Source organism: Glaciecola sp. SC05 (assembly GCF_041380235.1).
Classification (GTDB): domain Bacteria; phylum Pseudomonadota; class Gammaproteobacteria; order Enterobacterales; family Alteromonadaceae; genus Glaciecola.
Genome location: NZ_JBGIYY010000008.1, coordinates 68,861 through 87,718, shown reverse-complemented (window position 1 = coordinate 87,718; position 18,858 = coordinate 68,861). Strand labels below are relative to the sequence as shown.

Genomic DNA, 18,858 nt, shown 5'->3' with positions numbered 1-18,858 from the left:
TGATTTGCAGCAAGCAGAGATGGCTGCAAACTCCGAGCTTATGCCGGATGAAGATGAAGTTATCGGTTTGCAGGTGCCCTTTGGTTTTGCGAAACGCCACAAAGTGCTACTCGGATTAGACTCTGAACCAGTGACTTTAATTTACACCGAGCAAACTAGCCTTAAAAGTATCGCAGAAGTGCGCAGATTTGTTGGCGGCCCGCTGCAAATGCAAATTCGAGCCGAAGATCGTTTTGAACAGATTCTAACCGATTCCTTCCAACGTAATTCTTCTGAAGCTAAGCAATTAATGGAAGACCTAGGCAATGAAAGTGATTTATTTGCCTTAGCCGAGGACCTGCCCGATACCGAAGATCTGCTAGACAATGAAGACGATGCGCCCATTATTAAATTGATCAACGCCATGCTCGGTGAGGCAATTAAAGAAGGCGCATCCGATATTCATATCGAAACTTTCGAAAATCAACTTGTAGTGCGTTTTAGAGTAGACGGCGTGCTGCGCGAAATATTGCGTCCTAACCGCAAAATGTCCTCGATGCTGGTATCACGTATCAAGGTTATGTCCAAAATGGATATTGCCGAGAAACGAGTACCTCAAGATGGGCGTATCAGCCTGCGCATAGGTGGTCGTGCAGTAGATGTGCGTGTATCAACCATGCCCTCGAGTCATGGCGAGCGAGTCGTATTGCGATTATTAGATAAAAATAACGCACGTTTAAATCTTGAGGATTTGGGCATGACGCTAGCAAACAGAAAGCACTTTTCAAGCTTAATCCGCAAACCCCACGGTATTATGCTGGTCACAGGCCCCACAGGGTCTGGGAAAAGTACTACCCTGTATGCGGGACTGAGTGAAATTAATTCAAAGGACCGTAATATTCTGACCGTGGAAGACCCGATTGAGTTTGACTTAGAGGGCATTGGCCAAACACAAGTCAATCCGAAAGTGGATATGACCTTTGCAAGAGGTCTACGCGCGATTTTACGTCAGGATCCCGATGTAGTGATGGTCGGCGAAATACGGGATGTAGAAACCGCGCAAATAGCGGTTCAGGCCAGTTTAACCGGTCATTTAGTATTATCGACTCTACATACGAATACTGCTGCAGGCGCCATTACCCGCTTAGAAGACATGGGTATCGAACCGTTTTTACTATCGTCTAGTCTGCTCTCAGTGCTCTCTCAACGCTTGGTGCGCACCCTTTGCCCTGAATGCAAAGTAGCGCATAAACCCAGTGCTAGTGAACGCGAAGTACTTGGCCTCGATGAACAAACCGACGCCATTATTTATAATCCCAAAGGATGCGTGCAGTGCAATTATTCCGGCTACAGAGGCCGAACCGGTATCCACGAGCAACTAATTGTTGATGAAACAGTGCGCGAGATGATGCACGATGGTCGTGGTGAGCAGGCCATCGAAAAGTATATTCGCAAAACCACGCCATCGATTCGCCAAGATGGCTGCGATAAAGTACTCAAAGGCGTAACCTCGCTCGAGGAAGTCTTGCGAGTGACTAGAGAAGAATAATGCCAGCGTTTGCATATAAAGCGCTGGATGCGCGCGGTAAAAATAAATCTGGCGTACTAGAGGGCGATACCGCTAGACAAATACGCCAGCAGCTTCGAGAAAAATCTCTTATCCCGGTCGAAGTCGAGCAAGTAGCCGAACAGAAAGTTAGCGATCGCAAAATATCGTTTTTTGCTCCTAAAATATCCAGTAGCGATCTAGCACTTCTAACCCGCCAGTTGGCTACGCTAATTGAAGCTGCCTTACCTATTGAAGAAGCACTTTTAGCGGTAGCAGAGCAATCTGAAAAACCTCGTCATAAAAATATGATGATGGCAGTTCGCAGTAAGGTAGTAGAAGGGCATTCTCTTGCTAAGGCCCTTGGCGATTTTCCGCGAATCTTTGACACGCTTTACCGGGCTATGGTTGCCGCCGGTGAGCGCTCAGGATATCTAGACACGGTGCTCAGTCGCCTAGCAGACTACACAGAGAAACGACAGCAAACCGCAAGCCAAATTAGTCAGGCCTTGATCTATCCAATTGTTATGATGGTAGTTGCGCTGTGTGTAGTAATCATGTTGCTGACCGTCGTTGTGCCAAGCATCGTTGAGCAATTTGACAACATGGGTCAAGAGCTCCCTCTGATGACGCGGATTTTAATTAATATTAGCGATGCCTTGCAAGACTACGGCATCTTTGCCGCTATCGTACTAGGCATCGTTATACTGCTAATTCATCGGATGTTGCAGGCACCCCGTATGGAGCTGATGTGGCATAAACGGCTGTTGTTTTTGCCTGTTATTGGCAAGTTAGTCAGGGGAACTAATACCGCCAGATTTGCTCAAACTCTTAGCATACTGTCGGCAAGTGCCGTTCCATTACTAGAATCCATGCGCATAGCGGGTAATGTGCTGGAAAACAAACATTTAAAAAACTTGGTAAAGGAAGCCGCAGAAAAAGTCAAAGAAGGTAGCAGTTTACGGGCCGCACTCGAAAGTACTAAGGTGTTTCCACCTATGATGATGCACATGATTGCATCAGGAGAGCGCTCCGGTGAATTGCAAAATATGTTGGCACGAGCAGCAGACAACCAAGAGCGCGAATTGGCTTCTACTATCAATATCGCGTTGAAAATATTTGAACCGGCTCTCATCGTTACGATGGCAGCCATTGTACTCTTTATCGTCATGGCGATATTAATGCCAATCTTGGCGTTAAACAATTTAGTTGGCTCTTAATAAGGATTATAACAATGACATCTCAAGGTCTCTTTCCCCAAAGTCGAAATGCTATTCGAGGCTTCACGCTAATAGAAGTCATGATTGTTATTTTCATCATCGGCATGATTGCTGCACTGGTTATTCCAAATGTAGGCGGAAGTAAGTCCACCGCTGAGCTGAAGAAAGCCGCCATAGACATTCAAAATCTCGAAAATGCATTGCAGATGTATAAATTAAATGCCAATCGTTTTCCTACCACTGAACAGGGCTTAGAAGCATTAGTGACTATGCCGACTATCGAACCTATTCCAAGAAATTACCCAGAGGGCGGAATTATTAACCGCTTACCACAAGACCCGTGGGGCTTTGATTATATATTGCTGAGCCCAGGTGAAATAAAGCCAGTAGAAATTTATTCTATTGGCCCTGATGGTGTCGATGGCACTGATGATGATATCGGAAGTTGGAATATTAACGAGTACCTATAGTTGAATGAATGCGCAAATCAGGCATCTTTCACTTAGCTTAGCTCTTATCTCTCTTTACGCGTAGGTTGGCATGCACATATCTCGCAAGCACCAAGGTTTTACACTGCTAGAACTCATTCTGGTAATAGCGGTAATTGGGCTAATTGTATCGGTAGTAAGCTATAACGTGATCGGTAAAGACCCAGCAGATGACGTTGAGCAAGAGACTCGCAAACTACAGGTCTTGTTTGATATGGCAAGCGATTACGCGGTTCTCAATCAAAAACAGCTTGGGCTAAGAGTAGATCTTGAAAAGGTGACTTATGAGTTTGTTGCGCTAAATGATGAGCAGCGATGGCGCCCAATAGAAACTCAGCCTATCTTTGCGATGCATGAATTGCCTGAGTTCGTTTCATTGGAGCTGATTCTTGAGGACTTACCCTGGCAAAACGAAGATAGCCTATTTGATACTAAAGTGTTTGACGAATCTTTAAGTGTAAGCGACGAAGGCGTTGAAATTGGGAATGAAGAGGATATTGAGCCACCGCCTCCGCAAATTTTATTGCTCTCTAGCGGCGAGATTACCCCTTTTGAAATACGCCTGATTTATGATGAACCCTTTGGTCAAACCATACCATTTTTCTTTACGCTGCAAGGCGAAGACGTGCCGCCTCTGCTTCGCTTGGACAAAGAAGAGCTATGACGCAATTCAATATGAGGACACCCAAACTTTTCACCCGCCAAATAGGCTTCACCCTCTTAGAAGTTCTCATTGCCGTCGCCATTTTTGCTCTGGCTGGCGGTGCTGTTGTAAAAGGCGCAGCTGAGCATTTAAACGCCGTTAGCATGCTAAAAAATCTAACCTTTGCTACTTATGTCGCTAACAATCAGCTAACTGAAACGAGTATTCGTGCAAATACAACTTGGCCCCCCAAAAATAACCTTAAAGGTGATACCGAAATGGCTCAGCAGCAATGGTTTTGGGAGCAGACAGTACTAAAGACGCTCGATGACGATTTGTTAGAAGTGACCGTAACTGTCTATAAAAACGCTGATTTTACTGGCTCGATTACCAGCGTGACAACCTTTATGGCGCGAGAGTAGGTCTGCTGATGGCTGTTTTTTTTAAACAAAAAAGTTTGGGTGTCCTCGTAAGGGGATTCACCTTGATTGAGTTGATAATCGCGGTCGCGATTTTTTCGTTAATTGCTTTGGCGGCGAATCAGGTGCTCGGAACCGTTACGTCTAGTAGCGGTGTGTCAGATCGCGAGCTCAGTAATCTGCAAAATTTACAGCGGGCGATGTTGGTAATAGAGCGTGATTTTCAACAAATTGCTGACCGAGTGCCTAGGATCCAAGGACAAGAAAACCAGCTCATCATAAACGGTGGTGAATTTGAGTTTGAGAGCGATGCATATGGCATATCTATTGTCCGCAGCGGATGGCATAACCCGCAGCTGGTTTTGCCCCGCAGCTCACTTCAAAATGTGATCTATAGAATGCAAGATGAACAATTGCAACGCCTACACACCAACTATGTTGATTCGGTGATCGGCACCGAACCGAAAGTGCGCGTGTTACTTGAGGATATTGAAGACTTCACAATCGAAGTACTCAGAGAAGTAAATATCGGTGACGATTTTGAATGGTCGGAAACAATTGAAAGCACTGAACTCCCTAAAGCCATCCAAATTACTATCGTATCAAAGCACTACGGCCAGCTTCGTCGTGTATTTCAGGTAAGTTTGTGAACGCTGTAGCCGATAGCAAGCAGAAAGGCGTTGCACTCGTGGTGGTGCTGCTAATCGTCGCACTGATCAGTATTTTAGCGACGCAGATGATTAGCCGATTACAGCTGAATGTAGTGCGCGCACAAAATATTAAAGACAATAATCAGGCCTATTGGTACGCCCTAGGTGCAGAAGAGTTTGCACGCAAATCCTTAAGTGCTTTAGTCAGCTTGAGCCCCGACAACATAAACTTAAGTCAACCTTGGGCGCAAACCTTTGAATATCCAGTAGAAGGCGGCGGCATAAAAGCAGAACTGGTTGATATGCAGTCCTGCTTTAACTTAAATGCAATTAATTCTCAGGCAAACTCAAGCAACCAAAACCCTGATGAAACCGACAGCGAAGATGAAAGTGAAAACGAAGAAGAGCAGAGTAATACCGAGCTAAAACCTAGCAACCCAAATGGGCAAACCCAAAATGGCCGGCTACCAAGCCAACAGGCTTTTCATAACTTAATGGATATCATCGTTGACGATTCTTTTGTGGTAGACACGGTGACCGATTCTCTTATCGATTGGATAGACGAAGACGACAAGTCCTCTGATTTTGGCGCCGAAGACGTAGACTACGAATCCCTTGCCATTCCTTACTTAGCGGCAAATAACACAATGTCGAGTACAAGTGAGCTACGGCTCATTAACGGCGTACAAAACGGCTCAAGCGGGCAATGGCTAAACGACTTATTGCCATTAGTGTGCGTTCTGCCTGAAACTTCCTTGCGCTTGAACGTCAACACGATTACCAACGAACAAGCTGCGGTGCTAGCCGCACTGCTTGGCGACACATTAGACAACGCGCAGAGCATTATCTCAAACCGACCGGAAGAAGGCTTTAGTAAAATTGAAGATTTTCGAACCTTACCGGCGGTTACTGCGCTTAATTTGCCTGCCAATAACATTGAGTGGTTTGCTATAGATACAAAATACTTTAAGCTTACCACTACAACACAGTACAATGATGCGCAGTTTAGGTTGACCACGTTGTTTTACGTTGGCGGTGGCTCAGTAACAGTGGTAAGACGTGAATTTGGAGGTTTTTAAGTAGTGCAACGATTAATTCTCAGGTTTGGCTGTGATTTAGAGTCTAGCGTACAGTGGCTGGTATATAGTGAGCCTGCACAAGAAATAATCGCCTCGGGTGAACTTGCAAATGCCATGGAACTTTCTTCACTCAAAGAAAGGGCCGACAGCGCAGACGTGATTGCGTTAGTACCTAGTTCAGAAATATTGTTAACTTGTGTAAATCTACCACCAAATGCAAATCGAAAAGTCATCAGCGCTATCCCATTTATGCTTGAAGAAGATGTTTGCGGAGATATCAACCAACATTTTGTGGCCCTAGGCCAGCGCATTGGTGATGAGCAACAGGTTGCAGTTGTTTCCAAAGAAAAACTGAAGATGTGGCAACATGCCCTAAGTGATGCTGGCATTTTTTGTCAAACTATCGTTCCCGATGTATTAGCTTTACCGAGTAAAGAAGATGCTGTTAGCTTGGTACAATTTGGTCGGCAGCTAGTCGCTCGCTTTGATTTAACTCACGGCCTTGAGGGCGAAATTGATTGGCTACTCGAACTAATTAAAGAAAAAACCGTAAGCGAAGACTTAGCCATAGAATGCTTCAGCGAAATAGACGGCCTCAGCGCGGATAGTCACGGGAGTATTCGCTTTGACTATACTGACTTACCGTTATTATTAATGCTCAAGAACATTGATGCGAAGACCTTGAATTTGTGTCAAGGTCCATACAGTATAAAACGAGCTGGCAATCCACATTGGCAAAAATGGAGGCTTGCCGCCGCACTGGGCGCTATCGCCCTTACGGTAAACCTGGTGTCGACTAGCATTGAACTCAATCAAATAAAAAGTCAGCGTGCAGAGTTTGCGTTACAAATTAACAACTCAATCGCACAGGGCTTTCCAAATATTGGGCAGTTTCGTCAAGCTCGCCTAGCCGTGCAAAATGAGATGAAGCGACTCGAGCAGGCGGGTGGTGGTTTAAGTATGCTGGCAATTTTGTCACAGCTTAGCGATGCATTTGCCAACTCAGGCGTAACGCCGCAGACCTTGCGCTATGACGCTACTCGAACAGAACTTAGAATGCAGTCTGTTGCTAATAACTTTGAATCATTAGAAAGATTTAGACGCGATATACAGGCTTTGGGCTTTGAAGTAGATCAAGGCGCAATTAATAATCAAGGTGACCAAGTGGTTGGTGTTGTAATTGTTAAAGGCTAATGTCGCAAATGTCAGTAAACAACGTGGACAATGAGAAACTAAATGCAGGCACTTAAACAGTGGTTTTTACAGCTCTCCGAACGCGAGCGGATTTTGGTCGTTGCGGCAAGCGCCGTGTCTATAGTTGTTTTGTTTTACTATTTAGTTTGGTCACCCTTGCATCAGGCAGTAGACACGCAAAGTGCTGCTCTTGAAAACGACCGTAAACTATTAGTATGGGTACAAGAGCAATCAAGTCGCGCTCAAATGCTACAAAGCACCGGGCAGCAGAGCAGTTTTAGCGGCTCACTTACCCAGTTAGTCAATCAGACCACCCGCGAAGCTAATATCCTAGTATCGCGTTTGCAGCCGCAAGGCGAAGAACTACAGGTGTGGATTGACCAAGTACCTTTTAATTCACTTATGCGCTGGCTTGCCGATTTAGAGCAACGCGGAGTAGTGATACTGCAATCAGATTTTAGCGAAACCAACGAAGATGGTTTCGTGCAAGTCAGGCGTTTACAGTTAGGCAAGCGTTAAGATGATCTTACAAGTCAAAGTATGGCAATGGATTGTATTATGTGTTTTTGCATATCTGCTGTTTTTAATTGCGTATATTCCTGCATCATATGTCGCCGACTTTGTGCAAAAGCAAAGCCAGGGGCAAGTGCGCCTCAGCAATGTGACCGGCACACTTTTTGAGGGCAATGCATCTATCATTGAAGCGAACGGTTTTCAGGTCAATAATCTTGATTGGAGATTAAATCCGTGGGCACTTTTGATTCTGCGTGCCAATATTGATGTCAATGGCGGAGCCATTCGCAACTCAGAACAAATTTACTTAAAAGGCAAAGCAAGCTTAAGTCTTTTTTCTCCTGAAAGTTTCACACTCACAGATAGCCAAATTTTTGTGCCCGCAAAATCAGTATTGTCACAATTCACACTGCCAGTCACCGTTACCGCATCAGGTCGATTCAGGGTAGACTTAGAAAGCCTTGAGATGTCACCCACTTGCATATCATTAATGGGCAGAGGAGCTTGGCTAAATGCGCGTGTCGATACCCCTACGCAACCTGTAGAGCTTGGCAACTTTGAAGCTAGTTTAAGCTGCGATAATGGTACGCTGAATGTGCAAGTACTGCCCGATAACACGCTCAACCTAGACGCAAAAATTAGCGTCAATCAAGACGGTAAATATGCCGCAAACGGACAGTTTAGACCAGACGCAGAATTACCACCTGTAATTAGACAGGCTGCTGACAGCATTTTTCCTAAAAATCCTCAGGGATTCTATATCCTACGTTTATAAGGATACAGAGCCATATACGTCTGGATTCGCAAAATAGCTGAGAGCCAAAACGGTCGCGCTCGTGTATATAGATAGCCGCGTTTCTAAACCCGCCGTTAACTGACCAATCGCCCCGCCCTTTTGCTTAATATTATGGGTATTAAAGAGTTTGTCCATGGCATCCCCCAATTCCATCGAATCGAGTAGATTTTGATAAATAGATAGGGGTAACGGCAATGTCGCAGTTTGCCCAAAAATCACTTCACTGCCATTAGAGATGCAAATTACCGCAAAGGTTTTTGGCCCATCTTCAAATACATCCACACCGCCTTCATAAGCGATATAGTAATCCGCTTCGACATCCACACAATTTAAAACACGATTATGCGCACCCTCGCGAGTTTGCTCATAACTCATAGGTTGGTCGGGTACGCCTGAGGGCACATCCAGTGCAATAATATCAATGGACTCATGCGCAAATACACTAGCAAAAGCGGTTTGAGCGGCCTCGATTTTGACCGGGTTTTTTGAAGCAATGGCTATTTTCATGTTTTCACTTCTATTAATATCGGTTCATAATTAAAAAATTACTGCATAACACCTGATTCAGCCCTGACTGTGTGGCTGAAAATTATCATCAATAATTGACTGAATAATATCGTGATAGTTATTGGTGTGGGGATGTCCCGTGATGTCATTTTCAGGTGCTTGGCTGTCAGGGTTAGTAATCCCGAGGGTGTAGGCGATACCAAACTCCTTTGCCGCATCTAATATTCGCTGACTATCGTCCACGAACAAAGTATGCGCTGGATCAAAATCCAAATGCGCTTGCAGCTGTTGCCAAAGCGATTGTGATTCTTTAGTAACGCCAAACTGATGGGTCGAGATAAGCGTATCAATGTGGCTAGCAAGCTCGGTCTCTTCTAGCTTTAAAGATAAACTGTCAGGATGAGCATTGGTCACCAGCACCACTTTGCGCTCGCTCTTTTTCAAGGCATCTAAAAACGGGATACTGTCATCGCGCATACGAATAAGGTGCATCAGTTCACGTTTGGCCGACATAATATCCAAATCTAGCTTCTCGGCCCAATAATCTAAGCAGTACCACTGTATTTCGCCATACACTTCAGCATAAGCTTCTTGCATATGGGCATGGCAGTCCTCCAGAGATTTACCGGTGCGTTCAGCCAATTTTTTAGGAATGTGCTCTACCCAAAATTGCGTATCAAAATGCAAATCCAAGAGTGTGCCATCCATATCCAGTAAAACAGTGTCTATCTTATGCCAGGGTAACCGTGCCAATCTTTGTTCCTTATGCTAATGTTAAGCTTCCTAAGGTGTTAGTGTATCTTGTGTTGGTTGAATGAGTAAAATTAATCCGAACAAAACCTTGCCCACCATACATAAAACCGAAACGATTGCAAAAAGTCGGTTTTTTAAAATTGAGCAAGTTGACTTAGAATTCAGTAATGGTGCAACCCGTGAGTTTGAGCGCATGGGCGGCAGTGGCCGTGGCGCTGTGATGATCATTCCTTTAATTGACAGCGAGACGATGCTGCTAATAAGAGAATATGCGGCGGGCACCCATTCCTATCAGTTAGGGTTTCCAAAAGGCTTAATTGATCCTGGCGAAACACCTGCCCAAGCAGCAAATCGAGAGTTACAGGAAGAGGTTGGTTATCGGGCAGAAAAAATAGAGCACCTTCGCAAGGTCATGATGGCTCCTACTTTTTTTAACGCCAGCATGAACATCATGATTGCACAAAATTTGACTCCTGCTCGGCTCGAAGGTGATGAGCCCGAGCCACTTGAAGTTGTCCCATGGCCAATTGGCGCAGTCGATGAACTCCTAGATAGAGAAGACTTTGGTGAAGCCAGAAGCGTCGCTGCACTGCTATTGCTGCAGCGTTGGAGAAATAAATTATGATGTCAAAATCTATCGACGAGCTACTAGAAATTGCAAAAAATGTGGCCGTTGAAGCAGGCATAGAAGTGCTCGACATCTATGATAAAGGCACTTTTGAAACCTACGAAAAAGAAGATGAATCACCGGTTACCAGCGCTGATTACAAAGCTAACGAAATTATCACCGAAGCACTCGCAAAGCTGACCCCAAATATTCCAGTGATGTCGGAAGAAACCACTATCCCGCCTTTGGATGAGCGCCAAGCATGGACGCGCTACTGGTTAATCGACCCGATTGATGGCACCCAAGAGTTCGTGGCGCGAAGCGGTGACTTTACGATAAACATTGCGTTAATTGAGGATCATAAACCCGTTATCGGCGTGATTTATTGGCCCTGCGGTGAATCGCTTTATTTTGCCAGCGAAGGCCACGGTGCTTATAAACGCGCGCAAGTCGAGACCAAAGCAATATCGGTAAGAAAATTCGGAGTACCTAGCGAAGATGTAGTGATGATAGCCATTTCTCGTCGTCAGTCTCGTGAACACGTATTTGAACGGTTGTCAGACAAACGTAAATACCAAACTCTGCCCACCGGCAGTTGCTCATTAAAGGCCTGCTTTATTGCCGAAGGCAAAGCCGATGTATTTATGCGCTTAGGCGTAACGGGCGAGTGGGACACCGGAGCATCACAGTGCATCATCAATGAAGCAGGCGGAAAAATCATGGCCGCAACCTTCGACGAGCTTACCTACAACAAGCGAGAAGAGGTAACCAATCCCGATTTTATCGTCTTAGGTGATCAACGAGTCGATTGGCACAGTATCATTAGATATAAATAATCGTCATGTACTACATTCAATAGATAACTGTCTATGCATAGATATATGAGCGGCGTAGAAAAGGCGCTTTTCATCGCCATAATATTTATTGCTTCGGGCGTATGCAAAGCATGTTGTTTAATGTCTCTGACTTTGCTCGCGCGACATTTGAAGTAAATGTCGATGCCTCGCTATTGAATTTAACCCTCGGTCAGAGCGCTGTGGCCTCCATAGGCGGCAATTTAACGATTAGTGGCATGACCATTCCAGTGTGCTTCGATGTGCGCGTTACCGGCCTAAAGGGCGGTCAGTAAAAAAGAGCATATTAATGTTAAGCTCTTTTTTATGCTTTTGTTGATTAGCAAAAGACCCAATAACTTACCTTCCCTGAAGCTGACTCTACCCCTTCGTAAAACCATCTCGAGACACAATCGTTACCGTTTCGTGCTCTTCTGAATACTCAATAAACGCTTCAGCGTTGATCAACTGCATTTTTACATGTGCTACCTTCTCTTCTAGGGAGTACTCGACTTCACCGTAGTCTGTGCCTTCCCTAAGCACAAATGATTCTATGATGCTGTATAAGGTATCTGCCGATAACTGTTGATAGTCGATGATCATAAACACTCCTGAAAAAATGCGCTAATGCGCTCTGGCAACCATAGTTTTGGTGCCAAGGGTTGTCCGTACATAAAACCTACATGGCCACCGTGTTGACTGATTTCATAAGCCGTACTCAGCGATAGCTGCGATGTAGACGGAATCACTCTTTCATCCATAAACGGATCGTCTTTAGCATGCAATATAAGGGTCGGTAGACGAATATTTTGCAGGAACGGCATTGCACTGGCTTTTGTATAATAGTCGTCTGCGTCTTTAAAACCATGCAGTTTAGCGGTGACGTGCTCATCAAATAGTCTGAAAGACTTCAAATTACCAAGCTCTTTTGCCGTTACGTGCAGATGCGGCCGCATATCAATTGCAGTCATTTTCTCTTGTAAATTTTGGCGCATACTTTTTAATAGATGCGACTGATATCGTTTCGCAAAGCCTTTATTAATAGCTTCTGCTGAGGCGGCTAATTGAATAGGCGCAGACACACTAACTGCCGCTTTGAAGCCCAAGCCATCGCTTTCACCTAAAAGCTTAAGCAGCATATTGCCGCCCAAAGAAAAACCAGCCGCTAGCAATTGTGCTTCAGGGAATGTTTGTCTTATCCATTTTACGCAATGCTGAGCATCTGTGGTTTCGCCAGAGTGGTAGGCACGAGGTCGACGATTGATGACGCCGCTACAGCCTCGAAAATGCATCACAATACTAGCGATATTTTGCTTCAAAAGCATCTCAGCTAAGTGCTGGATATAGTGGCTGTTCTGCGAGCCTTCGAGGCCATGAAACAACACTGCTATAGTTTTCGGCGCTTGCTTCGAACCGGGCAATAGCAAGCCCAAATCTAAAAAATCACCATCGGGTGTATCGATGCGTACTGACTCAAACGGGATCTTCGGTGTCCGCAGAAAAAACTTCGGGTAGATAGTTTGGATGTGTGAATTTCTCGCCCACAAAGGGGCTTCAAATTGGGCCTTTGACACCTTTCCAAATTGAGTGCTCAAAGCAATACTCATATTCCTTTCACCGCATATTTTCGCCTACACATATTGCGAGAGACTTGCACAGGCTTTGAGGCACTCTTGTGACACCGTTCGATGATCAAGTTTTTTCCCCTGCATGGCCCTAGTATCGGTTAATTTTCGAAGGCATAAGGCAGCGAGCTGGTCAGATAGCTGCTCGCGCGTACGCACGTAATGAAAAAACAATGTGTTCGCAAAGGTAACAATCTCTGCCTGCTGAGATTTTTCTAGTGCTAGCTCTTCCTCAAGCGCCTTTTTATAGAGAGTTAAATCAACCGTTTTTATACCTCGCCTTTTCGCTCTATGACGCCATAACCGTTTATCGGAGGCCTCAATGGCCTCTTCTATTCGTTGAATATCATCAAAATTATACATGCGCTCATGCTGACTTAAATACATCATCGAAAGCACGATATTCACATTAATTTGCAAGCCATCTTGAAGCGCTAAGCAAGCGCTTTTCACCTCGTCATATTTATACACACTTAATGAATAATCCCAAAGGGCATCTTTGTCGATACTAAACATTGCTTGCCCCTTGAAGCTGCATATCGAAATCCTTTTTAGCCGCCTCTAACGATTCCTGAGCATCTAGCCACTGCATTTCGGCATCATCTAAATCCGAGTTCACCTGGCCTTGTTGTTGAATCAATACAGTCAATCGCGCTTTGTTTTTCGATTCATACAAAGTGCTATCACCCATACTGTCCTCTATTTGTGCTTTTTGCGCATTAAGGCTGGCCATGCTTTGCTCAAGTTTCTTGATGGCGTCGGTAAAAGGTTTGGCCTTTTGCCTAAATTGCGCTTCGAGGCGTTTGATTTCTTTGCGATCTAAGGTGGTCTTAAGATCATGCTCTTGAGCAGAGTTTGGGTGTCCTCGTTTGGATAGAGCGGAGTTTATGGTTGGCTGATTTTTTATGTTGGACGCTTTGCTAGCGTTTAGCATCCATTTGCGATAATCCTCTAAGTCGCCGTCAAAAGTGCTTACTCTGCCGTCATCAACTAAATAAAAGTCATCGCAAACCGAAGTGAGTAAATACCGATCATGCGAAACCAATACGATTGCACCTTCAAAACTCTGTAGTGCAAAATTAAGCGCGCCGCGCATTTCTATATCTAAATGGTTAGTAGGCTCATCAAGTAAAAGTAAGTTTGGCTTTTGAAACACTAAAATGGCCAACACCAAGCGTGCTTTTTCACCTCCTGACATCGGCTCAACCTTGGCCATGGCCTCATCTCCATGAAAACCAAAACCGCCTAAATAATCTCTAACGCCTTGCTCAGTTAGCTTCATATCCATGTGCTGAATGTGCGCAAAAGGCGTGCTTTGCATATCTAAAGCGTCTACCTGATGCTGCGCAAAGTAACCGATGTGCAAACCAGCTGAGCAAAGATACTCCCCCGAAAGCGCCGTAAGCTTGCCCGACATCAATTTAATGAGCGTAGACTTACCCGCTCCATTTTTACCTAACAACCCAATACGGCTGCCTGGCACAAGATTAAGATGCACTTTGTTTAAAATCACGGTGCTGTTGTAACCTACCTGCACATTTTCCATTTTAATCAGTGGATTAGGCAGTTTATCCGGTATTCTAAATTCAAATGAAAAGCCACTGCTTTGCTGAATAGGCAATACTTCTTCCATTTTTTCCAATTGTTTTACCCGACTTTGTGCCTGCTTAGCCTTGCTCGCTTTGGCCTTAAAACGGGTAATAAATGACATTAAGTGTTCACGTTTTTTCTGCTGCTTTTCATGCTCACTGGCGGCCAGTTTTATACGCAGCGCTTTTTGTTTCTCATAGCTTGAATAACCACCGGTGTAAGACAGCAAAGTTTGATTTTCGAAGCTGACAATCTGATTCGCACAGTTATCGATAAAGGCTTTGTCATGCGAAATCAGCAGTAGCGTGCCCGAATATGACTCTAGCCAATTCTCGAGCCATATCACCGCGTCCAAATCTAAATGGTTGGTGGGCTCATCGAGCAGCAGTAAGTCAGAAGGACACAGCAATGCACGGGCAAGATTCAAGCGCATCTGCCAACCCCCCGAAAAGGCAGATAGGGGCTGACTGAGTTTGTCTTCAGTAAATCCTAAGCCTGCTAGTATAGTTGCAGCTCTTGCCTCCACATCATATGCCCCAGCATGCTCGAGCTTGCCATGCACGATGGCGATTTGGTTACCGTCACCACTTTGCTCTGCTTGGTTTAACTCGATTTTTAGGGCCTGCAATTGGCTGTCGCCAGCAATTACGTACTCCAAGGCATTGCTGCCAAAGTCGTCGATGGTTTGCGCAACGGAAATAATACGCCAGTCTTTAGGGAGCATATAGTCGCCCGCATCGGGTGCAAGCTTGCCCAGCAGCATCGCAAACAAGCTAGATTTACCGCAGCCATTGCGACCAATTATCGCTACTTTTTGGCCAGCAAAGATGTCCAGCGAAACGTTTTCAATTAGCGGTTTAACACCGCGATGTAAAGATAATGCCTGAAGCTTGATCATAAACACATGTTGTACAAAATTTGGTGGCAAGAATAGCAAACAACTGCGCATTGATCATTAATGAACAGTTAAGTGTATAATCAAACAAATGCTTTAATTGAAATATTATGACTAAACGACTGAAAAAACGCTTTATCGCCGGAGCGACCTGCCCATCTTGCAAGCAACAAGACACGCTAATGCTGTATTTCGAGAACAACGTGGAAAAGCTAGCATGCGTTAAATGTGATTATGCCGAGACGCAAACCAACGACAGCGTGAAAGCGGCGAGTAAAACCGATACCGGAGTGATTGGTGTTTTTAAACCATAAGATTTTTCGTTTATTAAAAGCGTAGACACTCAATTTGGGCTTAAGTCATGGAAGGTTCAATTAGCTGCTGAGCAACTTCTATGAGCAACAACTATATACTTCAAATAAACCACCTTGGCATCAAATCTATAACTAAATTAGCCTTAATAATGTGGCGGCAGTTCTACCCCGTCGTTAATGCTGCTTTCTTGGCTTTGCAGGCTTTTTAATTTATCGACAATGTTGTCGCTTAGTTTTTCTAATTCTCGCAGTTGTCGCTGCTGCGAAGTTACAATCTTATTCAGTTGCTCTATCGTATCTTCTTGATAAGCAAGTTTTACTTGAAGCACTTCTATCTCTTGTTGCATTGTTAAAATGTCGGTATCCATAGTTAGTCGATGTCCCAAAATGCCAAATTGCCACTGCTCGCTATTGAAGAGGGCTGCCCATTAATAAAGCCAACCGCATAAACTACCGCCGATTGTGGCGCCGGGCCATCGCTGGGCGCTACTCGCCATTGCTTAAGGCCCTTACCAGTTTTTACATCCCACATCATCAGCCTTTTCGATGGCGATCCTGTTAGTAAGTACTTGCCATCATCTGAGAAGTCAGCGCTAGTAAAGATGATTTGCCGTTCAATAAATTGCAATTGACTGACCGCTTGGCCGGTTTGAACGTCCCAGATTTGCGCATCGTTTTGACCATCGGCGGTAAATGCGTATCGAGCCTGTTGATCAAGCTTCACTTTAGTGACTCGGTTAGGGTGCTGAAACACGTGTATGACTTGACCTGTTTCAGTACTCCATAAATACGCAAAATAGTCATTCCCGCCCGTTAACGCAAACTTCCCGTTAGCTGAGAGGTCAATGGAGTTAACTTTATTATCGCCATGTGCCAGAAACTCCAACCTGCGCTCTGTATCAGGTTCAAAAAACATTACCGTACCACTTGCCCGGGCCACCAATACACCCCTTGCATTATTGCTGATTGCCACATCCTGAATAGTTGATTCGTCGATGCGCCAAAAGCCTAGAGGGTCACCCGTAGAAACGCTCCATATGGCAAAAGCTTCACTGTCTGAAGTCACCACATATTCATCATTTGGTGAAAATCGCACGTTATCGACTAAATTACGAGCATCGCCTTGATGCTGCCAAGTGTAACGAGTTTGCTTTTGTGCAATCTCATATACCTCAATAGCTCCACTAACTTGCGAGACAACGGCGTATTTGCCATTAGCGCTAATATCAGCCGCATAAACACCGGATTCAGACAAGTTTATTCTGTTGCTAGGGCTTGACTCTGGTACACTGCACCCCAACAAAAGAGAGAGGGTAGCGGTTATTACCATTATGTGTCTTTTCATTATGTAATCTTTTATAAGGTGTTTACTTTTGATACAAGGCATTTAACATATAGCCCAGTATATCCCATTCCGGCATTTACAATCCAACGATCTAGTGGAGATGAATATGAAAAAGGCTTATTTAGCCACAGCAGTTTTATCAGCGGTTCTGCTAACCGCGTGCGGCAGTGACGAAGCAAAAGAAGACGCCTCAGCGTCTACTGAATCTGCAATCGTATTAGAAAACGAAGCGCAAAAACAGTCATATGCGCTTGGTGCAAGCATGGGGATGTTTGTTACGAATCGCTTTGAAACTCAAGAGGGTTTAAACATAGCGACCGACTTGGCGGCTCTGCGCGCTGGATTTGAAGACGGATTGAAAAACAATCAACAGATGACTATGGAAGATATTCAGTTTCATACTCAAGCGTCCGATACAGCGCTTCGAGCAGCACAAACTCTTAAAGCTGAACAAGATGCAGCCGCGGCTATTGAAGCAGGTAAAGCGTTCTTGGCTGAAAATGCGCTAAAAGAAGGCGTAACGGTGACTGAATCAGGGCTTCAATATGAAGTAGTTAAGGGCGCTGAAGGAGCAAGTCCAGCAGTAACTGATACTGTAACGGTTCACTATCGTGGCACGCTAATTGACGGTACAGAGTTTGATTCTTCGTATTCTCGTGGTGAGCCAACGTCGTTCCCGCTTAATCGCGTTATCAGCGGTTGGACAGAAGGGCTACAGCTTATGCCATTGGGTTCCACTTATCGCTTTTACATTCCATCGGAGCTAGCATATGGTCAGCGTGGACAAGGGGCGATTCCAGCGAATTCAACACTAATATTCGACGTTGAACTATTGGAAATTAAATCTGCAGAGTAAATTGTCCTAGACGGCAGAAGTGTCGTCTTTGGATAAATCAAAAACAGCGCTTAATAAAGCGCTGTTTTTTTATTATTTCGAAGTTAAATTCGGTAGATTGGGACGCTGTGAGCGAAGCAACAGCCGACCGATAAAGAAAAAACCGATACTCAAAAGCACTGCTACCGGAAACCATTTATCGTAGTTGCTTGTTGCGACTGCTAGGGCCGTGAGTGAAAATGTAAGCACACTAACGATAATACAGTTAATTGCTAAAAACATTATTGCTAAACTCAACACTGATTGTTTCGGCTTATTTGTCTGATTGTTTGTAACAGTCATAGGTGCCTCCTGAGGCTGCATGCTAGTATACAACAATTTAAGGATACATAAAAATAGACTTTAATCGTACTCTTAAGTTCACTTTTTTGTTTATTTTTTAAGCTTATATATGTCTACACCGCTTATAACACCAATCGGCTATGCCAAATTAAAACAAGAACTCGACCATTTATGGCGCGTAGAGCGCCCCGATACCACAAAAAAAGTGACTTGGGCAGCAAGTTTGGGCGATCGTAGTGAAAACGCTGACTACCAATACAATAAAAAGCGTTTAAGAGAAATCGATAGACGAGTTCGGTATTTACGTAAAGCTTTGGAACGCTTAAAAGTGGTTGAGTATCACAAAAGCCAAGAAGGAAGAGTGTTTTTTGGTGCCTTTGTTGAAATAGAAAATGAAACTGGTGACCGAAAAGCCTTTCAAATAGTTGGCTATGATGAAATTTTCGGCCGCAAGGATGTAATATCAGTAGATTCCCCGATGGCGAGGGCGCTGATCAAAAAAGAAGTCGGTGACGAGATCGAAGTAGTCACACAAAGCGGCCGCTATACTTGGTTTGTTGAATCGATACGCTACATTGCATAGTATCTGCGCTAAATATCGTATGGCATCGGTCATAAATGGTCGCACACCGCTTTTATGACAGCTATAATCTCGCCTACTTTGCTTCTCTCCCTAGTTTAAGAA

General features: G+C 44.5%; 25 protein-coding genes. 16 read left to right on the top strand and 9 right to left on the bottom strand.

Features of this window, described 5'->3' with window-relative positions; all coding sequences use genetic code 11:
• Window positions 1-19 precede the first annotated feature (19 nt).
• The 10 genes from gspE to AB9H30_RS09030 all read left to right on the top strand — a co-directional run bounded on the left by gspE (window position 20) and on the right by AB9H30_RS09030 (window position 8,506).
• Window positions 20-1,528, top strand: a complete 1,509-nt coding sequence (gspE, locus tag AB9H30_RS09075) for a type II secretion system ATPase GspE (RefSeq protein ID WP_371194456.1) — start codon at window positions 20-22, stop codon at window positions 1,526-1,528.
• The gene (gene gspF, locus AB9H30_RS09070) at window positions 1,528-2,745 is read left to right on the top strand and encodes a type II secretion system inner membrane protein GspF (protein WP_371194345.1); all 1,218 of its coding nucleotides are present in this window, start codon (window positions 1,528-1,530) and stop codon (window positions 2,743-2,745) included. The genes gspE and gspF overlap by 1 nt, the downstream gene beginning before the upstream one ends.
• 14 nt (window positions 2,746-2,759) lie before the next feature.
• Window positions 2,760-3,215, top strand: a complete 456-nt coding sequence (gspG, locus tag AB9H30_RS09065) for a type II secretion system major pseudopilin GspG (protein ID WP_371194344.1) — start codon at window positions 2,760-2,762, stop codon at window positions 3,213-3,215.
• A gap of 70 nt (window positions 3,216-3,285) precedes the next feature.
• Window positions 3,286-3,897 carry a type II secretion system minor pseudopilin GspH gene (gspH, locus tag AB9H30_RS09060; RefSeq protein ID WP_371194343.1) on the top strand — a complete coding sequence of 204 codons (612 nt, stop codon included), beginning with the start codon at window positions 3,286-3,288 and terminating at the stop codon, window positions 3,895-3,897.
• Window positions 3,894-4,298, top strand: a complete 405-nt coding sequence (gspI, locus tag AB9H30_RS09055) for a type II secretion system minor pseudopilin GspI (RefSeq protein WP_371194342.1) — start codon at window positions 3,894-3,896, stop codon at window positions 4,296-4,298. The genes gspH and gspI overlap by 4 nt, the downstream gene beginning before the upstream one ends.
• 8 nt (window positions 4,299-4,306) lie before the next feature.
• A complete protein-coding gene (gene gspJ / locus AB9H30_RS09050; RefSeq protein WP_371194341.1) occupies window positions 4,307-4,945 on the top strand; it encodes a type II secretion system minor pseudopilin GspJ in 639 nt (212 codons plus the stop codon).
• A complete protein-coding gene (gspK, locus tag AB9H30_RS09045; protein ID WP_371194340.1) occupies window positions 4,942-6,024 on the top strand; it encodes a type II secretion system minor pseudopilin GspK in 1,083 nt (360 codons plus the stop codon). The genes gspJ and gspK overlap by 4 nt, the downstream gene beginning before the upstream one ends.
• A 3-nt stretch (window positions 6,025-6,027) precedes the next feature.
• Complete coding sequence (gene gspL / locus AB9H30_RS09040; protein ID WP_371194339.1) at window positions 6,028-7,218, top strand: type II secretion system protein GspL; 1,191 nt, start codon at window positions 6,028-6,030, stop codon at window positions 7,216-7,218.
• A 42-nt stretch (window positions 7,219-7,260) separates the two neighbouring features.
• Window positions 7,261-7,737: a type II secretion system protein GspM gene (gene gspM / locus AB9H30_RS09035; protein WP_371194338.1), complete on the top strand. Its 477-nt coding sequence runs from the start codon at window positions 7,261-7,263 to the stop codon at window positions 7,735-7,737.
• A gap of 1 nt (window position 7,738) precedes the next feature.
• The gene (locus AB9H30_RS09030) at window positions 7,739-8,506 is read left to right on the top strand and encodes a type II secretion system protein N (protein WP_371194337.1); all 768 of its coding nucleotides are present in this window, start codon (window positions 7,739-7,741) and stop codon (window positions 8,504-8,506) included.
• On the opposite strand, the gene yjjX is transcribed toward AB9H30_RS09030, so the two are convergent.
• Window positions 8,501-9,034, bottom strand: coding sequence for an inosine/xanthosine triphosphatase (yjjX, locus tag AB9H30_RS09025; RefSeq protein ID WP_371194336.1), 534 nt, complete (start codon window positions 9,032-9,034; stop codon window positions 8,501-8,503). The two genes, AB9H30_RS09030 and yjjX, sit on opposite strands and share 6 nt — an antisense overlap.
• Window positions 9,035-9,091: 57 nt before the next feature.
• Window positions 9,092-9,787 (bottom strand): GMP/IMP nucleotidase, encoded by a 696-nt coding sequence (gene yrfG, locus AB9H30_RS09020; protein WP_371194335.1) that lies wholly within the window; start codon window positions 9,785-9,787, stop codon window positions 9,092-9,094.
• A 61-nt stretch (window positions 9,788-9,848) separates the two neighbouring features.
• On the opposite strand from yrfG, the gene nudE reads away from it, so the two are divergent.
• The 3 genes from nudE to AB9H30_RS09005 all read left to right on the top strand — a co-directional run bounded on the left by nudE (window position 9,849) and on the right by AB9H30_RS09005 (window position 11,523).
• Window positions 9,849-10,412, top strand: coding sequence for an ADP compounds hydrolase NudE (gene nudE / locus AB9H30_RS09015; RefSeq protein ID WP_371194334.1), 564 nt, complete (start codon window positions 9,849-9,851; stop codon window positions 10,410-10,412).
• Window positions 10,409-11,230: a 3'(2'),5'-bisphosphate nucleotidase CysQ gene (gene cysQ, locus AB9H30_RS09010; RefSeq protein WP_371194333.1), complete on the top strand. Its 822-nt coding sequence runs from the start codon at window positions 10,409-10,411 to the stop codon at window positions 11,228-11,230. The genes nudE and cysQ overlap by 4 nt, the downstream gene beginning before the upstream one ends.
• A gap of 110 nt (window positions 11,231-11,340) precedes the next feature.
• Complete coding sequence (locus tag AB9H30_RS09005; RefSeq protein WP_371194332.1) at window positions 11,341-11,523, top strand: YceI family protein; 183 nt, start codon at window positions 11,341-11,343, stop codon at window positions 11,521-11,523.
• 85 nt (window positions 11,524-11,608) lie between these two features.
• Here the strand turns inward: AB9H30_RS09005 and AB9H30_RS09000 are convergent, their stop codons facing one another.
• The 4 genes from AB9H30_RS09000 to AB9H30_RS08985 are packed head-to-tail and all read right to left on the bottom strand — an operon-like array spanning window position 11,609 to window position 15,340.
• The gene (locus AB9H30_RS09000; RefSeq protein ID WP_371194331.1) at window positions 11,609-11,830 is read right to left on the bottom strand and encodes a YheU family protein; all 222 of its coding nucleotides are present in this window, start codon (window positions 11,828-11,830) and stop codon (window positions 11,609-11,611) included.
• Window positions 11,827-12,822, bottom strand: coding sequence for a hydrolase (locus AB9H30_RS08995; protein WP_371194330.1), 996 nt, complete (start codon window positions 12,820-12,822; stop codon window positions 11,827-11,829). Before AB9H30_RS08995 ends, AB9H30_RS09000 begins: the two co-directional genes overlap by 4 nt.
• Window positions 12,823-12,858: 36 nt before the next feature.
• Window positions 12,859-13,368 (bottom strand): TIGR02444 family protein, encoded by a 510-nt coding sequence (locus AB9H30_RS08990; RefSeq protein ID WP_371194329.1) that lies wholly within the window; start codon window positions 13,366-13,368, stop codon window positions 12,859-12,861.
• On the bottom strand, window positions 13,361-15,340 hold the full coding sequence (locus AB9H30_RS08985) for an ATP-binding cassette domain-containing protein (RefSeq protein ID WP_371194328.1): 1,980 nt from the start codon (window positions 15,338-15,340) through the stop codon (window positions 13,361-13,363). Before AB9H30_RS08985 ends, AB9H30_RS08990 begins: the two co-directional genes overlap by 8 nt.
• Window positions 15,341-15,447: 107 nt before the next feature.
• Between AB9H30_RS08985 and AB9H30_RS08980 the strand changes: the two genes are divergently transcribed.
• Entirely contained in the window at window positions 15,448-15,651 is a 204-nt protein-coding gene (locus tag AB9H30_RS08980; RefSeq protein WP_371194327.1) for a YheV family putative zinc ribbon protein, read from the top strand.
• Between the two features lie 143 nt (window positions 15,652-15,794).
• On the opposite strand, the gene AB9H30_RS08975 is transcribed toward AB9H30_RS08980, so the two are convergent.
• Together AB9H30_RS08975 and AB9H30_RS08970 are read right to left on the bottom strand one after the other, a co-directional pair.
• The gene (locus AB9H30_RS08975) at window positions 15,795-16,019 is read right to left on the bottom strand and encodes a SlyX family protein (RefSeq protein ID WP_371194326.1); all 225 of its coding nucleotides are present in this window, start codon (window positions 16,017-16,019) and stop codon (window positions 15,795-15,797) included.
• 2 nt (window positions 16,020-16,021) lie between these two features.
• Window positions 16,022-16,996 (bottom strand): WD40 repeat domain-containing protein, encoded by a 975-nt coding sequence (locus tag AB9H30_RS08970; RefSeq protein ID WP_371194325.1) that lies wholly within the window; start codon window positions 16,994-16,996, stop codon window positions 16,022-16,024.
• 106 nt (window positions 16,997-17,102) lie between these two features.
• Here AB9H30_RS08970 and fkpA point away from each other — a divergent pair, with 106 nt between their 5' ends.
• A complete protein-coding gene (gene fkpA, locus AB9H30_RS08965; protein WP_371194324.1) occupies window positions 17,103-17,852 on the top strand; it encodes an FKBP-type peptidyl-prolyl cis-trans isomerase in 750 nt (249 codons plus the stop codon).
• A 72-nt stretch (window positions 17,853-17,924) separates the two neighbouring features.
• Here fkpA and AB9H30_RS08960 read toward each other — a convergent pair whose 3' ends face one another.
• Window positions 17,925-18,173, bottom strand: a complete 249-nt coding sequence (locus AB9H30_RS08960; RefSeq protein WP_371194323.1) for a hypothetical protein — start codon at window positions 18,171-18,173, stop codon at window positions 17,925-17,927.
• 109 nt (window positions 18,174-18,282) lie between these two features.
• Here AB9H30_RS08960 and greB point away from each other — a divergent pair, with 109 nt between their 5' ends.
• Complete coding sequence (greB, locus tag AB9H30_RS08955) at window positions 18,283-18,756, top strand: transcription elongation factor GreB (RefSeq protein ID WP_371194322.1); 474 nt, start codon at window positions 18,283-18,285, stop codon at window positions 18,754-18,756.
• Window positions 18,757-18,858 lie beyond the last annotated feature (102 nt).